The sequence below is a fragment of the Alcanivorax nanhaiticus genome (assembly GCF_000756665.1).
In the GTDB taxonomy this organism is placed as follows: Bacteria; Pseudomonadota; Gammaproteobacteria; order Pseudomonadales; family Alcanivoracaceae; genus Alcanivorax; species Alcanivorax nanhaiticus.
This window is the reverse complement of the sequence record NZ_ARXV01000004.1, coordinates 35,177-53,400: the sequence shown is the minus strand read 5'-3', so window position 1 is coordinate 53,400 and position 18,224 is coordinate 35,177. Positions and strand designations below refer to the sequence as shown.

18 protein-coding genes are annotated in these 18,224 nt (G+C 56.3%); 11 read left to right on the top strand and 7 right to left on the bottom strand.

The genetic code is table 11. The features are described from left to right. Window positions 1–237 precede the first annotated feature (237 nt). The gene (gene rnt, locus Y5S_RS06160; protein ID WP_035231341.1) at window positions 238–906 is read right to left on the bottom strand and encodes a ribonuclease T; all 669 of its coding nucleotides are present in this window, start codon (window positions 904–906) and stop codon (window positions 238–240) included. 184 nt (window positions 907–1,090) lie between these two features. Here rnt and Y5S_RS06155 point away from each other — a divergent pair, with 184 nt between their 5' ends. The 8 genes from Y5S_RS06155 to Y5S_RS06120 all read left to right on the top strand — a co-directional run bounded on the left by Y5S_RS06155 (window position 1,091) and on the right by Y5S_RS06120 (window position 9,489). Continuing rightward, complete coding sequence (locus tag Y5S_RS06155; RefSeq protein WP_035231340.1) at window positions 1,091–2,314, top strand: argininosuccinate synthase; 1,224 nt, start codon at window positions 1,091–1,093, stop codon at window positions 2,312–2,314. Window positions 2,315–2,534: 220 nt separating this feature from the next. After that, complete coding sequence (locus Y5S_RS06150; protein WP_035231339.1) at window positions 2,535–3,911, top strand: YncE family protein; 1,377 nt, start codon at window positions 2,535–2,537, stop codon at window positions 3,909–3,911. A gap of 406 nt (window positions 3,912–4,317) precedes the next feature. Further along, window positions 4,318–4,701 (top strand): lactoylglutathione lyase, encoded by a 384-nt coding sequence (gene gloA, locus Y5S_RS06145; protein WP_035231338.1) that lies wholly within the window; start codon window positions 4,318–4,320, stop codon window positions 4,699–4,701. Then, a complete protein-coding gene (locus Y5S_RS06140) occupies window positions 4,701–5,135 on the top strand; it encodes an ATP-dependent zinc protease family protein (protein ID WP_035231337.1) in 435 nt (144 codons plus the stop codon). The genes gloA and Y5S_RS06140 overlap by 1 nt, the downstream gene beginning before the upstream one ends. A gap of 58 nt (window positions 5,136–5,193) precedes the next feature. After that, complete coding sequence (gene rimK / locus Y5S_RS06135) at window positions 5,194–6,102, top strand: 30S ribosomal protein S6--L-glutamate ligase (protein WP_035231336.1); 909 nt, start codon at window positions 5,194–5,196, stop codon at window positions 6,100–6,102. Between the two features lie 111 nt (window positions 6,103–6,213). Then, window positions 6,214–7,272, top strand: coding sequence for a succinylglutamate desuccinylase/aspartoacylase family protein (locus tag Y5S_RS06130; RefSeq protein WP_035231335.1), 1,059 nt, complete (start codon window positions 6,214–6,216; stop codon window positions 7,270–7,272). 222 nt (window positions 7,273–7,494) lie between these two features. Continuing rightward, window positions 7,495–8,700 (top strand): sulfate adenylyltransferase, encoded by a 1,206-nt coding sequence (sat, locus tag Y5S_RS06125; RefSeq protein ID WP_035231334.1) that lies wholly within the window; start codon window positions 7,495–7,497, stop codon window positions 8,698–8,700. A gap of 87 nt (window positions 8,701–8,787) precedes the next feature. Further along, on the top strand, window positions 8,788–9,489 hold the full coding sequence (locus Y5S_RS06120; RefSeq protein WP_035231333.1) for a tetratricopeptide repeat protein: 702 nt from the start codon (window positions 8,788–8,790) through the stop codon (window positions 9,487–9,489). A 68-nt stretch (window positions 9,490–9,557) separates the two neighbouring features. Here Y5S_RS06120 and Y5S_RS06115 read toward each other — a convergent pair whose 3' ends face one another. From Y5S_RS06115 to Y5S_RS20095, 4 genes are all read right to left on the bottom strand, one after another. Further along, on the bottom strand, window positions 9,558–10,706 hold the full coding sequence (locus Y5S_RS06115) for an LssY C-terminal domain-containing protein (RefSeq protein WP_052041438.1): 1,149 nt from the start codon (window positions 10,704–10,706) through the stop codon (window positions 9,558–9,560). A gap of 695 nt (window positions 10,707–11,401) precedes the next feature. Then, window positions 11,402–11,581 (bottom strand): hypothetical protein, encoded by a 180-nt coding sequence (locus tag Y5S_RS06105; RefSeq protein WP_035231331.1) that lies wholly within the window; start codon window positions 11,579–11,581, stop codon window positions 11,402–11,404. Between the two features lie 101 nt (window positions 11,582–11,682). Beyond that, window positions 11,683–12,054 carry a hypothetical protein gene (locus Y5S_RS20100; protein ID WP_331280438.1) on the bottom strand — a complete coding sequence of 124 codons (372 nt, stop codon included), beginning with the start codon at window positions 12,052–12,054 and terminating at the stop codon, window positions 11,683–11,685. Beyond that, window positions 12,026–13,423, bottom strand: coding sequence for a mechanosensitive ion channel family protein (locus tag Y5S_RS20095; RefSeq protein WP_035231329.1), 1,398 nt, complete (start codon window positions 13,421–13,423; stop codon window positions 12,026–12,028). The genes Y5S_RS20100 and Y5S_RS20095 overlap by 29 nt, the downstream gene beginning before the upstream one ends. A gap of 192 nt (window positions 13,424–13,615) precedes the next feature. On the opposite strand from Y5S_RS20095, the gene Y5S_RS06090 reads away from it, so the two are divergent. The 3 genes from Y5S_RS06090 to Y5S_RS06080 all read left to right on the top strand — a co-directional run bounded on the left by Y5S_RS06090 (window position 13,616) and on the right by Y5S_RS06080 (window position 15,973). Next, window positions 13,616–14,521 carry an aspartyl/asparaginyl beta-hydroxylase domain-containing protein gene (locus Y5S_RS06090; protein ID WP_052041437.1) on the top strand — a complete coding sequence of 302 codons (906 nt, stop codon included), beginning with the start codon at window positions 13,616–13,618 and terminating at the stop codon, window positions 14,519–14,521. 132 nt (window positions 14,522–14,653) lie between these two features. Then, a complete protein-coding gene (locus Y5S_RS06085; RefSeq protein WP_231552643.1) occupies window positions 14,654–15,142 on the top strand; it encodes an activator protein in 489 nt (162 codons plus the stop codon). Window positions 15,143–15,298: 156 nt separating this feature from the next. Continuing rightward, window positions 15,299–15,973, top strand: coding sequence for a hypothetical protein (locus Y5S_RS06080; RefSeq protein WP_035231326.1), 675 nt, complete (start codon window positions 15,299–15,301; stop codon window positions 15,971–15,973). 478 nt (window positions 15,974–16,451) lie between these two features. On the opposite strand, the gene Y5S_RS06075 is transcribed toward Y5S_RS06080, so the two are convergent. Beyond that, complete coding sequence (locus Y5S_RS06075; protein ID WP_035231324.1) at window positions 16,452–17,819, bottom strand: DEAD/DEAH box helicase; 1,368 nt, start codon at window positions 17,817–17,819, stop codon at window positions 16,452–16,454. A 92-nt stretch (window positions 17,820–17,911) separates the two neighbouring features. After that, window positions 17,912–18,046, bottom strand: coding sequence for a hypothetical protein (locus Y5S_RS20090; RefSeq protein WP_269319434.1), 135 nt, complete (start codon window positions 18,044–18,046; stop codon window positions 17,912–17,914). Between the last annotated feature and the right edge of the window lie 178 nt (window positions 18,047–18,224).

Below are 18,224 nucleotides of genomic sequence, written 5' to 3'. Positions count from 1 at the left end.
TTTAGACGCGACCGCGACACCGGTCTTCAATCGTGCCCAGGCACATCGCGGCGGAACCGCCGCTCCCACAAAAAACCGTCCCCACGCTAGGGAATCCCCCCTCCGGGTGCGACCGCGATTCTGGACGGTATGGAAAGATCGCGGCGGGATCACCTTCCACTAGATCAGAGGGGCAGAGCTCGGAAGGTTTTCCCTCAGTGAACTCTGTGCCCTCTGTGGTAAAAAAACGCTGTTGAATCAGTCCAGGGCTTTTGCCAGGGTCGGCGGCATTTCGCCGGGTGGGGGTGGTGGCCACCCGCCCAGATCGCGGAAGCGGTTCACCATGGAACAGAACAGCTCGGCGGTGCGGGTGGCATCGTACAGTGCAGAGTGTGCTTCGCGCTGGCTGAAGCGGATGCCGGCAGCTTCGCAGGCCTTGGCCAAAACCGTTTGGCCATAGACCAGACCCGCCAGGGCGGCAGTATCAAAACTGGAGAATGGGTGGAACGGATTACGTTTCACCTCATTACGCTCTGCGGCAGCGTTAAGAAAGCCCAGATCGAAGAAACTGTTATGGCCCACCAGCACCGCCCGGTTGCAGCCGTGTTTCTTGATGGCTTTGCGCACCGGTTCGAACACCCCTTTCAGGGCGGTGTCTTCAGTTACCGCGCCGCGCAGTGGATTGTGCGGATCGATACCGGTGAAATCCAGAGCAGCCTGCTCAATGTTGGCACCCGGGAAAGGGTCGACGTGAAACTGGATGCGGGTAGAAGGGCGCAGGTAGCCCTGGGCGTCCATATCGATCAGGACCGCGGCGATTTCCAGCAGGGCATCGGTATTGGCATTGAATCCCCCGGTTTCCACGTCAATGACTACCGGCAGAAAGCCACGAAACCGCAGCGCCAGGCTGGGGTGCATATCGCTCATGATGACTCCAACAGACTAAATACCCCGCTCACCCCCTCCGGGGCGCCGGGAAACGGCTATGCTACCGGAATCCTGCCAGTCGTGACAGGTGACGACGCCACTGCGTGGCAGGTACAATACGCTCCCTCGATTCACCGGGTGGCCTGAACACGCGCTGCGGCCCACCCATTTGCGGAGTCTTTCAATGTCCAAGATCAACAAGGTAGTGCTGGCTTATTCCGGCGGCCTCGATACCTCGGTAATCGTTAAATGGCTGCAGGATACCTATGACTGTGAGGTGGTGACCTTTACTGCCGATATCGGCCAGGGGGAAGAAGTGGAGCCCGCCCGCGCCAAGGCTCAGGCCATGGGCGTGAAGGAAATCTACATTGAAGACCTGCGCGAAGAATTTGTGCGTGACTATGTTTTCCCCATGTTCCGCGCCAACACCATCTACGAAGGTGAGTACCTGCTGGGTACCTCCATCGCGCGCCCGCTGATTGCCAAGCGTCTGGTGGAAATCGCCGAAGAAACCGGCGCTGACGCCATTTCCCACGGTGCCACCGGTAAAGGTAACGATCAGGTTCGCTTCGAGCTGGGCGCTTACGCTCTGGCTCCTGGCATCCAGGTGATCGCGCCGTGGCGTGAGTGGGATCTGAACTCCCGCGAAAAGCTGATGGCCTACTGCGAAGAGCGCAACATCCCGGTGGATTTCTCCAGCAAGAAGAAGAAATCTCCTTACTCCATGGACGCCAACCTGCTGCACATTTCTTATGAGGGCGGCAACCTGGAAGATCCGTGGTGGGAAGCTGAAGACGACATGTGGCGCTGGAGCGTGAGCCCGGAAGCGGCTCCGGATCAGGCCACCTACATCACCCTGGGCTTCGAGAAAGGCGACATCGTGTCCATCGATGGCGAGCGTTTGAGCCCGGCGGAAGTGCTGACCAAGCTGAACAAGCTGGGTGGCGACAACGGCATCGGCCGTCTGGACCTGGTGGAAAACCGTTACGTGGGCATGAAGTCCCGTGGTTGCTACGAAACTCCCGGCGGCACCATCATGTTGCCGGCGCACCGCGCCATCGAGTCCCTTACCCTGGATCGTGAGTCCGCGCACCTGAAAGACTCTGTGATGCCCAAGTATGCCGAGCTGGTGTACAACGGCTACTGGTGGAGCCCGGAGCGTCTGGCCTTGCAGAAGCTTATTGATGCTACCCAGGAACACGTGAACGGCGAAGTCCGCATGAAGTTGTACAAGGGCAACGCCACCGTGGTGGGTCGTCGCTCCGAGAACGATAGCCTGTTCGACGCCTCCATCGCGACCTTCGAGGACGATGCCGGCGCTTATGATCAGAAAGATGCGGAAGGCTTTATCAAACTGAACGCTCTGCGTCTGCGTATTGCGGCCAAGAATGGTCGCAAGTTGAGCTGATCTGCGCCGGGCACTTGATGCCCGATGCATGACGCTCGAACAACAAACCGCCGCATGCCGAAAGGTTGCGGCGGTTTTTTGCGTTTGGCGTCAGGGATTTGATGTCCCGTGTTCCATGTTACACAACGAAAACGAACTCCCATTTAATTTGTACTATCGTCACAATTAAGCTGGTCGCCTCATAACAACAACACCTATCGCTGTTGGGAGGATTCTGACCATGGCCGCTTTCACCCCTCGTCTTACATTGCTGGCTACTGCCTTGACCCTGTCTGTTGCTGCCTGTGGCGGCGGAAGCGGTTCCAGTACCCCGTCGACTCCGGTTACCGACACAGCGCAAGCGCCGGTTCCGAATGTGGAGGAAGAAAGCCCTGCGCCGGCGCTGCCTGAGCCTGCAGCCAAGGCCCGAGACGTTATTTTCGTGGGTAATAACTGGGAAGGCATGGTCGATGTTGTCGATCGTGATACTTATGAACGTCTGGGGCGAATCAATGGTATCCCGGATCAGCAGGAGCGCGAGGCCGCCATCGCCAGCAATCCCGAAGACCTGCTGTTCTTTCAAGGGATACGGCTATTGATTGGTGAGGGCAATCATCAGTATGTGGATGACATGTACAGTAGCAACGATGGCCGCTTGCTGATCGTGTCGCGCCCCAGCTATGCAGATGTGGTTGGCATCGACATAGCCAGCGGCGAGATTGAATGGCGCTTTGAGGTGGATGGTTACCGTTCGGATCACATGGCGGTATCCCCGGATGGCACTCAGGTAGCTGTCTCGGCCTCCACCGGCAATGTGGTCCATATTCTTGATGTGGAGACAGGTGCCGAACTCAAACGCTTCCCCTCTGGCGACTCCCCCCATGAGAATATCTACTCAAAGGACGGCAAACGCATTTATCACGCCAGTATCGGCACCGTTTATACCCCCCTGGACAGCAAGTTGATTGGTGATCTCACCGATGCCCTGCTGGGGCAAAACCTGCTGGATGCCACCAAGGGTGAGCGTATTTTCCAGGTGGTGGACGCGGACAGTATGGAGATCATCAAGAAGCTGGATCTGGCTGCGGATCTGGAAGAGGCGGGCTACGGCAACCTGAGTACTGCAGTACGCCCCATGGCGCATACTTCCGATGATCGCTACTTCTACTTCCAGCTGTCGTTTCTTCATGGATTTATCGAATACGATCTGGAAGAGGAAAAGGTGTTGCGGCTGGCCGAACTGCCGGATCTCACCAACGGCCTGCCCCGGGAACTGTACGTTAATGATTCCGCCCATCACGGTATTGCTCTCAGTGCGGACAACAAGACCCTGTGTGTGGCGGGTACCATGAGCGATTATGTGGCGCTGGTAGACCGGGAAACCTTCGCCTACACCCTCAAGAAAGGGGTTGGCGAGAAGCCATATTGGGTTACCACCAGCAAGGACGGTGAGCACTGCTATGTTTCCTGGAGTGGCACTGACCAGATGTCGATCTTCAATTATGCCAGTGGCCAGGAAGTGGCGAGGGTGGATGTGGGCGATCACCCCCAGCGTATTCGCGAAGGTCGGGTGCCGGAAGCCTGGGTAGATGACCAGGGTTCGATGTTCTTGCCCTGAAGCCATTGATCACTCCATTGTGGGAGCGGCGTTGGACCGCGATTCTCTGCCATAACGATCGCGGCCGAATGGCCGCTCCCACAATAGCCGTTCTCGCCATCCTCCAGGCGCTCTTGAGTCGAAAAGTTCAACGCTTAAAGTTGAAATGCGCGTCAGCGGTGGCTGGGGGCTGAACTGCCGTGCCCGCACCATTCCGGTAATCGCGGCCACGGCATTTCAGTCGCGACGACGCAATCCGCGTTTAAACTTTGAACTTTCAACTCGTCCCTGATCGCAAAAAACACCCGCCGTGCCTGATGGCCGGCTTTTTTTGTTGTTAATTCTGCCTTCTGCCACCACACTTCGCCCTGACACGGCAGGGGCGACTTGCCTGTCCGTTTTTACCGTCGCCAGGAGCCAGCGAATCATGCGAATCCTTCATACCATGCTGCGTGTGGGCAATCTCGAACAGTCGGTTGCGTTCTATACCGAGGTATTGGGCATGCACGAAATCCGCCGCAAGGAATACCCGGAAGGCCGCTTTACCAATGTATTCGTGGGCTATCAGCCCGAGTCAGAGGGGGCTGTGTTGGAGCTGACCTTTAACTGGGACCAGCACGCGTACGATTTGGGTAATGGCTATGGCCATGTCGCGCTGGCTGTGGATGACGTGTACGCTGCTTGTGAGCGTATTCGTGAACGGGGTGGCAAGATCACCCGTGAACCCGGCCCCATGAAGCATGGCACCACGGTGCTGGCCTTTGTGGAAGACCCGGATGGTTACAAGATTGAACTGCTGGGACGCGACTGATGGGAAAAGTGGTAGTAGGCTGGCGCGAGTGGGCCAGCCTGCCGGAACTGGGCATTGATGCCATCAAGATGAAAGTGGATACCGGAGCCCGTACCTCGGCGATCCATGCCTTTGAAGTGGAACCCTTTGAGCGTGACGGCGTGGAGTGGGTTCGCTTCTCCCTGCACCCGATTCAGGATCAGCCCCAAGTCACCGTTTGTGAGGCTCCGGTGCTGGATCGTCGCGTGGTCACAGACTCGGGTGGTCACAAGGAAGAACGTCCGGTGATTCTTACCCTGATCAATCTGGGTGGGCGCCAATGGCCCATTGAGATTACCCTGACCGACCGTGAAAATATGAAATTCCGGATGCTGCTTGGCCGCACTGCCATGACTGAAATCGTGGTTGAGCCGACAGAATCCTTTTTGTTGGGTGGGGACAGGGATAACCCCTGATTCAACCACAGAGCTTATTCAACGCTATACACCGTTAATTCAAACAGACAGTGCTGCCATGAAAATTGCCATTCTTTCGAGAAACAAGCGACTCTATTCCACCCGCCGTCTGGTGGAAGCCGGCGAAGCCGCCGGGCATGAAATGCATGTGATCGATACCCTGCGTTGCTACATGAGCATGGTGGCGCACAAACCGGAAATTCACTTCAAGGGTGAAGTGCTGGAAGGCTTCGACGCGGTGATCCCGCGAATCGGTGCCTCCATTACCCAGTATGGCACCGCAGTGGTGCGCCAATTCGAGATGATGGGTGTGTTTCCGGTCAACGAATCCGTGGCGATTTCCCGCTCCCGGGACAAACTGCGTTCTTTGCAGCTGCTGTCCCGCAAAGGTGTCGGCTTGCCGATCACCGGCTTTGCTCACTCCCCGGATGATATCCCTGACTTGATCAACATGGTTCGCGGTGCGCCGCTGGTGATCAAGATGCTGGAAGGGACCCAGGGCATTGGTGTGGTGCTGGCGGAAACCCGCAAAGCGGCGGAATCGGTGATTGAGGCCTTCATGGGCCTGAACGTATCGGTGATGGTGCAGGAATACATAAAGGAAGCGGGCGGTGCAGACATCCGCTGCTTCGTGGTGGGTGGTAAGGTGATCGCGGCCATGAAACGTCAGGCTGCGCCTGGTGAATTCCGCTCCAACCTGCATCGTGGCGGTAGCGCCAGCCTGATTCGTATCACTCCGGAGGAGCGTGCGACTGCCGTCAGGGCCGCTCGTATCATGGGGCTGAACGTGGCCGGTGTGGATATTCTGCGTTCCAACCATGGGCCCGTGGTGATGGAAGTGAATTCCTCGCCGGGTCTTGAAGGGATCGAGCAGGCCACCGGGAAGGATGTGGCGGGTATGGTGATCAAGTTTATCGAGAAAGATGCCCGGCCTTACCGGACACAGACCAAAGGCTCCAAGGGATAAAACAAAGGCAGTTAACAGTTAATAGTGAATAGTTAATAGCGAAAACCCGTCCGGCGTGAAAGTTGGCTGCGCTGGCTGAAGGTAGTGAGAGTTTGTGGTCTCGGGTGAAGAATGAAAAATACTAAAGAACCGAAAAACGCGCCTTTTGAGATTGATGGTATTACGGTTCAGCCGGGGACGCGGGCCAAGGTGGAATTGCCGTTGGCGCAGCTTTATACCCAGACACCGTTGAACGTGCCGATCCATGTTATTCATGGCCGCAAGCCTGGGCCGGTGTTGATGGTCAGTGCTGCCATTCATGGTGACGAGTTGAACGGGGTGGAGATCATTCGTCGCTTGTTGCGCCACTCAGCCTTGAAGAGCATCAATGGCACCTTGCTGGCAGTGCCGGTGGTGAACGTCTTCGGTTTTATTCATAAGACCCGTTACCTGCCGGATCGTCGCGATCTGAATCGCTGTTTCCCCGGCTCTGAAACGGGCAGCCTGGGTGCGCGGATGGCGTGGCAGTTCAAGACCCAGGTACTGGATCGCGCCACCCATGCGGTAGACCTGCACACCGGCGCCATTCACCGGGCCAATCTGCCACAGATTCGCGCGGACCTGTCCAATGAGGACACGGGGGCCATGGCGAATGCGTTTGGTGTGCCGGTGGTTATCAATTCCGTATTGGGCGAGGGCACGCTGCGTGAAGTGGCCGAGGCCCAGGGCATTCCGGTCATCACCTACGAGGCTGGCGAAGCGCTGCGATTCGAAGAATCCTGTATCCGCGCCGGTGTCAAAGGGGTGCTCAATGTCATGCAACATCTCGGCATGACCGGGGCTCGCCGCTCCCGTGTCCCTGCTGAGCCCTACATTGCCCGTTCCTCCAGTTGGGTACGTGCGGAGCGTGATGGTGTGTTCTTGTCCCTGGTGGCCCTCGGTGCCTGGATCAAGAAAGGCGATCTGATTGGCCGTATCTCCAGTCCCTTCGGTGGCGAAGACGTCAATATCTACGCCCCTGCCGCCGGCATTCTGGTGGGGCGCAACAACCTGCCATTGGTCAACGAAGGCGAAGCCCTCTACCACATTGCCCGCTTCGAGGAAGTCAGTGAGGTGGCCCAGTCGTTGGAGGTATTCACCTCCGATATCGAAAAAGGACCGACCCTGGCAGGTGAACCTCCCATTGTTTGATTCAACTCGCGGCCTGTGGGTCGCGGGTAGGGTGGGTATACCACTCAATATGAGCCACGTCGCATCAGATGTGGGGCGCTAACCATTTGATTCGGCGGCTTAATTTTTGCTGGTCCTCCTTTTGACCTTCTTTTGCCCTTGGCGGGCCGACCTATTGCCGATCCTTTGCTATACTCCGCCGCAACATGGACACCTCGTTGATTAAGCATTTGGAGTGAATAGATGGTCGCTTTGGTGAAGCCGCATGGTGCGGACGCATTAAAACCCCTGTACGTTGCCGATGAAGCTGCTCGTGTTGCTCTGCAGCATGAGGCCGAGTCTCTGCCTTCGGTGGTGATCAGCTCGGCCGCCGCCGCCAATGCGGTGATGATGGGCGCTGGCTATTTCACCCCCCTGACAGGCTACATGACCAAGGCGGATATGTTGTCCGTGGCGGAGAACATGACCACCGCCAATGGCCTGTTCTGGCCGGTGCCGATCGTCAATATGCTGAAGGACGTGAGCGCCATCAAAGACGCCAAGCGCATTGCATTGCGCGATCCTAATGTGGATGGCGAGCCGGTGATTGCGGTGATGGATGTATCTGCCATCGAAGAAGCCTCCGACGCAGAACTGGAAGCGGTGGCCGAGCAGGTATTTGCCACCACCGACAAGGAGCACCCGGGTGTGGCCAACTTCCTTGCCGCAGGCAACTTCATCGTTTCCGGTGATATCCAGGTCCTGAACTACTCCTACTTCGCCGACGACTTCCCGGATACCTTCCGTACTGCGGTTTCCATCCGCAATGAATTCGTTGAGCGTGGCTGGAACAACGTGGTTGCTTTCCAGACCCGTAACCCGATGCACCGCGCCCATGAAGAACTGTGCCGCATGGCTCAGGAAGCGCTGAATGCCGACGGCATTTTGATTCACATGCTGCTGGGTAAACTGAAAGCCGGTGATATCCCGGCTGACGTGCGTGATGCTTCCATCCGTAAAATGGTGGAAGTGTACTTCCCGCCCAACACCGTAATGATCACCGGTTACGGCTTCGACATGCTGTACGCCGGCCCTCGTGAAGCAGTACTGCACGCGGTGTTCCGTCAGAACTGTGGTTGTAGCCATCTGATTGTCGGTCGTGACCACGCGGGTGTGGGCGATTACTACGGTGCTTTCGATGCGCAAACCATCTTCCAAGACAAGGTGCCGGCTGGCGCGCTGGAGATCAAGATCTTCGAAGCCGACCATACCGCATACTCCAAAAAGCTGGATCGCGTGGTGATGATGCGTGATGTGCCGGATCACACCAAGGACGACTTTGTACTGCTGTCCGGCACCAAGGTGCGCGAGATGCTGGGTCAGGGCATTGCCCCGCCGCCAGAATTCTCCCGCCCGGAAGTGGCACAGATCCTGATGGATTACTACCAGGCTCTGGACGCTGGAAAGTAAGCGGCTCTATTTGCTCGCACCATAAAAAAAGCCTCTGAGAAGAGGCTTTTTTTATGGCTTGCCGAAATAAGTCTTATGAGGGGTACTATGATAAAAAGAATCAGCATTATAGCTGCTTTTTCCTGTTGTTCTTTCGGCCATGCCTCAGATGTCCTTGAGTGCTTCAGTCGAACTCCTGATCTAGAAAAAGTAAAAAAGATTATTGCTGAATCTGAACCAGAGGGATTCCGGAAAACAGACCCCGAGGCATTCCTGGAATGCCATTTGGCCGTTGGAGATTACGGGGCAATCATCCGGTCAGCCAGTAAAATTGCCTCGCAAAATAATCCCTACTTTCTGGACTATTATTTGGGTAGGGCGTATTTCGGCATGGGGAAGTACGATGAGGCAGTAGAAAGCCTGGAAGGCTACACGATTCATGGCATGCCGGACCACCTGGCTACGCTGTATCTTGCCAAGGCCTATCGACGAAAGGGATTGTGGCTAAAAGTCGTTGGGATACTTGTTCCCTATCTGGATTCGTTGATGCCACCGAACTCGAATTCTCCTCCTCAAGGTGTCATCACTCTTAGCGATTCCCAGGTTGAAGTGATTTTGGAGTTATCCGGGGTATATCTGGATATGGGCGATGTCGATTCTGCAAGGGAAGTGCTGTTAAAAGGTGTCAGGCAGAATACGGGCTCAAAGGCTGTCATGAATGAGCTGGTTGAGTTACTGGGGCGGCATGGCCCGCAAAATCTCTATGAATATTATCTAAGAGAGCAAAGGCAGCGGAGTTTCCTGGATTAGCGCCAAAAAAGTAAAAGCCAAGCCATCGTTTGTCATCGAAGCATGGGCCTCTGCAGGGACGAGCCGATTTATTCGGTTGTGGCTGCAGCTTCCAGCTGCTGTAGCCAGTCGCGTCGGTCTCGATTCGGTTGCTCCCAGCCCAGATCCCGGACCTTGTGCATAGGGGTCATCGGTTGGTGAAAGAACATCACCAGTCTCAGTCCATCCGTAATGAACGGATCTCCAGTGAGATTGTGGCCGGGGGACGCAATGGTGTGTGGCTCCATGGCGCGGACATAACCGAATTCTGCCAGTCGCTGGGAAAAGATCATGTCCTGCAGCAGGTAGTCACGGGCCTCATCCACATCAGGATCAATCTTGTGAGTGGTCAGGGTAGGGGATTTGAAGGTGAAGCGGACCCCGATATCGCGGCTGATCTGTCCGAGCCATACGGGTTCCCCTTCGCACAGTACCGGCGCGCGCCATAGCCGCAGGTGGTTGCGCTGGTGAATGTTGCCGCGGGCTTTCTGCAGTGCCAGATCCTGCGGCCGCTCTAGTGCATAGAGTGAGCTCACCGGAGAATAACGGTAGCTGGAGCCAACCAGAAACGACTTGGTGGTTTTCCAGATAGAGCCGCCGTGTATCCGTTCAGTGAGATCCCAGCCGCGCTGTACCATGGCGCTGAGCAGCAGCTGGCTGTCGCCCACCAGAGTAAAGTTGATCGGGTCTCCGCTGCTGGTCTGATCCTCGTTGGTGGTGCAGCAGGTCTGCGTGGCAAGCCAGTGCTTCAGTTCATCGCGGCTAAGATCCTGGTACTCGTGATCCTGATACAGCTCTTCGAAATTGACCTTTTCCACATCCAGCTTGATGCCGGGCACGTCCACCATAAAGGAGGTCTGCCAGCTTTTGCCGCCGCCCAGCAATACTACATTAACGACCTTGATGCCCAGATCACGGTTAGTGAAGACAAATCCGCTGGTTTGCTCTCCCGGCGGAAGATTGACCGGCATGGCTCGTTCGACAAACATTCTGTCCACCGCTTGCTCGCCTTCCTTGTTGAACTTGCCTTTGACTTTCCAGGCGACTTCAAGCGGTGAGAAGTACTGCTGATCCGTGGTGACGGGGAGGTAATACAGGGGGCTTCCTGTGCGGTTGTCGATGTCGATCCATACTGCCTGGATACCATGCACGCCGAGTGAAACGCCAAAAATGTCCCTGGCTGCGCTGTCACTGATCACATTGGTAGTAATGGTCAGATCGTCTTCAACGTGCTGCTGGGCGTTGGTAAGGGCCTGTTAACACTACCAAAATGGCCCCTGTTGAGCCCCAAAAGTCGCCAATCTAGGCATGAGAAGTGATGTTTGGTTACTCCAAATGAATGACGAATAACGACGAGTGGCGGCTTTTGGGGCTCAACCCGGAGGGCTGATCCCTTTTTCCGCCCAGCAGCGCCAGCCGTTGTTTATGTAGAATGACTACACGGCACCCCGGCTGACACTACTGGACGAAAAAAATGCATTCAGCAGGGGCTATGTTGGTAGTGTTAACAGGCCCTAAGCGCTTCAGGGTCAACCTTGCCTGGCTTGAAGCTACAGGCAGCAAGGCTGATACCAAGTAGAAGAACGATAAGGCGCATGAACTCCCAGCTCCCGCAGGTTGTGATATGCATAGATAGTACACTGCGGCCGGGGCGAATCACGAATCAAGATTGGTGAGGGGGAAGTGTTAGCAGGCCCTGGGTTTATCAGCAAACGGGCCATTCAATAATGGCCCGTTTACTGGCTGAATCAGAGCTTCTTGAGCTTCTTCTTCAGTTTTTTCAGCACGCTTTCCTGCTTGTTGATCTTGGCTTTGCTCTGCTTGATGGCTTTTTTCAGCTTTTTCTTCTTGGACATGATGTTGCCTCTCCATGATTTGCAAGTGACAGGCAGGATCAGTCGCCGGATTGCGAGTCCTGCTGCTTGATAAAGTCACGGATAAAACGACGGACTTCCCGTGCTGCACTGGTATCCATCTCCTCGCAGAGTGCGATGAAGCGCAGACGCTCTTCGTCATTGATGCGCACGATGAGCTGACTGTTCTTCTTTCCGGGTTTGTTCTTGTCTTTTGACATCGTAAAACCATCACAAGAAAGCAGGCAGCATCGTGGCTGGATTAACCGCGACTTGCAAATACCGTATTGACTATCTTTTAGATAGTCAATGTATATACATATTAAGTCTTTATGACAGACTCTTCATTCGGCCGACCTTTCTCGGGGTAATCCAGGCTGCCTTTCATGTCGGCTTTTTCGTCACTGGCATAATCCGGGAAGGCTTGCAGGGTTTCGGTCGGCAGATCCTTGTCTTGCTCCGGATGGGCGTTGTCGCCACGGACCCACTGCTGCACAGGCACAGCCAGTTGCACGCCATGACTGTCTAGCAGGGTGAGAATACGCAGGTTCAGGTCTTCGCTGACGGCAAGAAACTGACTCCATTCACTGCTGTCCACATAACAATTGATTTGTATCCGATAGCTGTCGCGGAGAATTTCCACAAAGCGTACCCGGGCTGCGCGGTCAGTGAGTCGGGGGTGGCTGTAGATCAGGCGGCGTAAATCCGCGAGCAGGTTGCGCAGCTGGTCGGAACTGGCTCCCAGGCGGATGTGAAGGTCCCGCTGGTAACGGCGAAAGTCTGACATCGCTGATGTTCTCGATGCTGGCGCTGGACAATACCGAGTTGGGCACATACACCACGCTGCGATCCATGCGGCGGATGCGGGTAGAGCGCAACCCGATTTCCTCAATGACCCCGGCAATATCACCTACCTTGCAGAAATCACCCGGCTGGATGGGCTTGGCGATATACAGGGTGAAGGCACCAATGACGTTTTCCAGGGTTTTTTGTGCAGCCAGTGCTACGGCGATAGAGCCAATGCCAAGGCCGGCCAGCACGGTGGTGATGTCGTACCCGGAGTCACTGAGCCAGAGCAGGAAGATCACCACAATGGCGATCATCTTGAGGATGGTGCGGACCGGTCGAATGATGCCGGACCAGTATTTCTGGTTGCTGGCGCTGCTGAGGAACAGGGCGGTGAGTAATTCAATGATACCGAGAACGAGAAAGACGGTGGCCAGGTAGCCAAGAGCGGATTCGTTCAGGTAGACCCGCGCCTTGATGGACAGCCCGAGTTCACCAACGCCGATTTGCAGCAATTTGAAGAAAATGAACCAGCGCATGGGGACAACGACAAAACGATGCAAGCTGTCCCGATAGCGCTCGGAATGGTTCAGCATCCAGAGCAGTAATTTGCGAACCAGCGCCGCTGCCAGCCAGGCACCCATCACCATCAGCAAAAGCCCTGCCACCTGCCAGTTTTTCATGTGCAGCACGGAGAAATCCGGCAGGTAGTTAGCCAGCTTGGTGATCAGGGGGTTGTAGCCATAGATGTCCCACAGTGCGGGGATCTCCTGGACGGTGGTATTGGAGATTTTCCAGACCCGTCGGCCGTTTTCCGGGATGCGCTGCAGATACAAGGTCAGGTTGCCATCCGGGAGATCGAGGCTGCCCAGTTTGTCCCGGTAGCTGGGCAGTCCATCATCCCGGTGGCCTTCTGGCTGGTTGGAAAGCCGGGTCAGATCCAGGATGCGCTGCTGGCTCCAGACGATACTGAGTTGTTCGATCAGAGTAGCAGGATCCGCATTGGTCATGTCAGGCGGCAGGTAGCGCATGTCCAGGTAGGTTCCGGCGGTAGCCCAGTCACTCTGTTCGGCAGCCTCCATGATGGCCAGCAGGGTGGTCAGCGGCGTGTCGCCCGGTTGCAGGGTGTCGTCTTCCAGTACTTCAGCGATCACCTGGCCGGTTTTCTGATCCGTGTCGAGCACGTCCTTGATGGTGGGGGCGTTGTCCTGAGCGAGGAGCAGGGAGGGAGCCAGACTGAAAAGCAGGGCAAGCAGAAGAGCCGAAATCCGCAACATGGGTGATTCTCAATCATTATGGAATAGCTGGGAATGTACCCTGTACGTCCCGCTGAGCCAATCAGCAGAATCCCGGGTTGGCCGAGTAAAGGTAGTGCCGGGCCGATATAGTCCCGGATTTACGTCCGCTTTTGCTTTAGAATCCCGCCCCAGAGTAGGCGGCCTTTGCCGCAATGTGTCGAGAGGTAAATCATGGCAGTGATCATCAGCGCCCTGCTGATTTATGTGGGGTGTATTGTTTTTATCCGGATCCGTAATGCGGAGCCCTTTGGGCTCAAGCGGCAGTTAACGGATTTTTCTACCTTCATGGTGCCGTTCAATATTCCGGCCTATCTGCTTTCCCGGGTGCCGAACACGCCGCAGATTGACAAGTCCCACCTGCCGGAGCTGAAGCTGCTGGAGGATAACTGGGAAACGATTCGTGACGAGGCGCTGGCCCTGTATCAGGGTGGCAATATCACCGCCAAAGATGATCTGCCGGCGAGCAGCTTCTACAAGGATGGCCGCTGGACCAGTTTTTACCTGAAGGTATATGACAACAAGCTGCCTTCCGCCTACGAACTGGCCCCGAAGACCATGGCACTGCTGGATCAGATGCCGTCCATGAACATTGCGCTGTTTGCCGTGTTGATGCCGGGCAAGAAGCTCAATCGTCACCATGATCCCTTTGCCTACACCGTGCGCTATTCTCTGGGCTTGAGCACCCCCAATGACGAAGGCTGTGGCTTGACCATCAACGAAGAAGATTACATCTGGCGTGATGGTGAGAGCGTGGTGTTTGATGAGACCTACATTCACTCGGCCTGGAACAACACGGACACCCCCCGCATTATCCTGATGACCGATGTGGATCGCCCGCTGAAGTCGAAGATCGTGCAGAAGATTTACTGGGCATTCGGCTGGTTCTTCAATCGCCTGTTCTTTATCGACAACCTGGATCCGGAACATACCGGATTGGGTAACAAGCTTGGCAAGGGGGTTCTGGCGTACAAGAACTTCCTCAAATCGGTGAAGCGTCGCAACAAGCCATTCTATGTGGCAGCCAAATGGCTGGTCATTCTGTCCATTCTGTATCTCATCGGCTCCCAGCTGGTTTGATCCTTTTCGCTGCGTCGGCTCATGGCCGGCGCAGCTTTATTCCATTCCTCGTTTTCTCCTCAGACCAACCTACTTGGCAATTTTCGTGTGGCATGCCACCATGCGGGAGCAATCCAAGGCGGGATAATAATAATGATAAGGAATGTCATGGCTGCCTTGCTGTTAATGCTGACAGCATCCGAGGCGGCATCCAGTCCAGTTAGTGTCTTACCTGCCGGTGGCTTTTCTGCCAGCGGCGAACTTTCCATGAAGAAAGGCAGTATCCCGGTGAGCTGCAAAACCACCTTTGATGGTGAGGTTGGCAGCGAAGGGGAAATTACCGTCACGGCGGTTTACTTCGGCGGATTCAATCCGCTCTGCAAGAGCATCAAGGCGTTGGGTCTGCCCTGGCAAGGTCAGGTGGATGATCCCGGCCAGCTCACCGTTCAGGACATGCAGGTGAAAGTGCGGGTGCCATTGCTGGGCGGGATTTGTGGGCCAGGCCCGGTGACGCTTGCGTGGACCAACGATAATGCAGGAGCCACCTTCGACGCTGTGACGCTGGGGCCGGACTGCGCCATGAACGGCACCATGCTCACGACGCCGCCAGTGCAGATCCACCCGAGATCATCTTCCCCCTGATCGAATGCCTGCAGATGTATTTACTCTGCGGTATTGACGTAAGCGCATTGTAATTTGGCCCCTGCGGCGGTTTCCCCGTCGGGGTTAGCCCCGTTAGTATTGACGGTTTGAGGGGCTTTACCCCGTACAGATTACCAACAGGCAAGGATTACACTGATGCAGAACGTGGTGGCGATTCCCGCGAACCCGGCGCTGGTGAACAGCACCGAAGACTTTCTTCATGCCATTGAGCACGACCGCAAGGATAGCGCCGAGAAGTTCATCCACATGGTGGATCATCTTACTGATCGGGTGATCAGCCTGTTCCTGGTGGAGCCTGCCAAGCTGGCTAATGTCTCCGGCGGCCAGAAAAAAGTCATCGATTTTGCCGTGTCCACGGCGGGCAAGGCGTCCAGCATGTTGACCCGCCAGATCTTCAAGAAAGTCACCAATGCCGAGTTCGCGCCGGTAGTGAAGAACGTGGAAGAGATGTACTGGCGGGCAGGGGATGATAACGGGAACCATCCTTACATTGCGTTTCCGGTTAGCGACGAGTTTGCAGCTGAGTTTCAGAAAGCGTGCCAGCTGTGTGCCGATGAGCGAGGCCAGGAAGATGTGGCTCTGGTGACCAAGGTGATGGGCGACCTGGCTGATCAGATCATTGAAGATGTGTTCCTGCCCAACACCCGCACCATCAAGATGGGCTTCGTGACCCAGAAAGCTCTCAACGTGGGTGTTGATGGAAGCCGCAAGGCGATTCACGCAGTGAACAACAAGGTACTGAAGAATCTGAGCAATGCCGAGTTGAAGAATTACATGGGGCACTATGCGTCTTTGCTGATGCAGCGGTAAGCACATGCTTCGCTCAACCAGTTAAAACAGGAAAGGCACCGATGGGTGCCTTTTTTGTAGGTCATCGCGGGTGGAGTACGCGCCTAGTCCGCTGAGAAAAGGACGCTGGTCGCTACAATCTCAAGCTCTCGCTGATCCCTGACTGTGGGAACAAGGTACCGCGATGCTGTGGCATCGTCTTTTCGTGGTCGAACGCCCGGCTCCCACAGGGGGCAGGCTGCAACGAACTTTGGATCGGGACATCCCTGTGGGAGCGGCGGTTCCGCCGCGATGCTGTGGCATCGTTTTTTTCGCGGTCGAACGCCCGCTCCCACAGGGGGCAGATTGTAGCGATCTTCGGGCCGGCCCCTCTCCTGTGTGAGCTAGCCTGCAGGCTATGAAGAATCTTTCCAGGGGAGCCGGCAGGTTGCTTGAAACTCTCAGTGAGTGCTGCAAAAAAGCCCGCCGGGTATGCCGAGCGGGCTTTTGGGGGCGGGCGTCAGGAACCGGTCTTGGCCTGTGCGCGGTTGCCACTGGGGCGACGGCGACGACGCTGCTGGCCATTGCCGCCCCCCGGCTTGCTGCCATTGTTGGCGCGGGGAGGGCGATTACCTGCGGGCCTGGCGGCTTTCTTGTCGCCAGAGGGTTGTGCCTGGCGCTGCTCACCCGGCTTTTTGGGCTTCTTGGGCCGTTTTCGTTTAGGGGGCAGCAATGGCCGGGCTGCAGGCAACGCTTCACCGGGTTCAAAGCCGGCGACGATCTTGCGTTCCAGCTGTTGCTGGGTCAGTCGCTCGATGTCGGTGAGCTGCTGGAATTCGTCGGCGCTGACCAGTGAAATGGCCTGGCCTGTGGCGCCAGCGCGGCCGGTGCGGCCAATACGGTGAACATAGTCCTCCGGCACATTGGGCAGATCCACGTTCACTACTTGTGGCAGTTGTTCAATGTCCAGGCCGCGGGCGGCGATATCCGTGGCCACCAGCGCGCGAATTTTGCCGCTCTTGAAGTCGGCGAGTGCCTTGGTGCGAGCGTTCTGGCTCTTGTTGCCGTGGATGGCAGCGGCTTCGATACCATTCCCTTCCAGCTGCTTGGCGAGCTTGTTGGCACCGTGTTTTGTGCGGCTGAAGACCAGTACCTGATACCAGTTATGCTCCTGGATCAGGTGGGTCAACAAGGCCGGTTTTCGCTTCTTGTCCACTGGCGCCACCCACTGGGAGACCAGCTCTGTGGTGGTGTTGCGTGGGCTCACGTCAATTTCTACCGGATCATTCACCAGCCCTTTGGCCAACGCGCGAATCTCAGGTGAGAAGGTGGCGGAAAACATCAGATTCTGGCGTTTGGGCGGCAGCTTGCTGAGGATTTTGCGGATATCATGGATAAAACCCATGTCCAGCATGCGGTCTGCTTCGTCCAGAACCAGCACTTCCAGGTTGTCGAACTTCACCGCGTTCTGTTGATACAGATCCAGTAGGCGCCCCGGGCAGGCCACCAGAATATCGACGCCACCGCGAAGTCGCTGCATTTGCGGATTGATCTTGACCCCGCCGAATACCACTGCGGATTTCAGTGGCAGGTGTCGGCCGTAGGTGGCCACACTTTCACCCACCTGAGCGGCCAGTTCCCGGGTAGGGGCCAACACCAGAGCGCGCACCTGATTATGGCTGGCGGATTTGCCGGTGCGTAGCCGTTCCAGCAATGGCAGGGTAAAACCGGCGGTCTTGCCGGTGCCGGTTTGGGCGGCAGCCATCACATCCCGACCTTCCAGTACGGCAGGAATGGCCTGGGCCTGGATCGGGGAAGGGGTATCGTAGCCCTTGTCGGCAACGGCGTTTTGCAGGGCTTCGCAAAGCCCGAGGTCGGAAAAGTGCATCAGGGTCTAGCCAGCGCGAAATGGGCGGCAAGCCTAACTGATTCAGCCCTGTGGCACGAGGGGTATTTAGGCCGGAGAGACCGGCGGCGGGGTCAGGCCGCCTTGCTGTCCTGTTGCGGGGCATCAACGGTTTCCCATTCGCCGTGGGTATCCGCGTGGGCATCTTCGAAAATGGTGTCCAGTTTGCCGGGCATCCAGTCCAGGTCCAGCACGTCGTGGTTTTCCATGGTGTTCCCCTCGTTGATTGGGTGGGATTCATGAAGGCATGTTCGTACTCTAGAGAGGACAGTCGGTGGATTCTGTTGCACGGTTGTAAGCTTTTTCTTACAGACTGTGAGGCCTGTTGCTGAAGTGCAGTACAAGTAACAGCAATGCACAAAAGTGAGCAATTACAGGGAGGTGTTG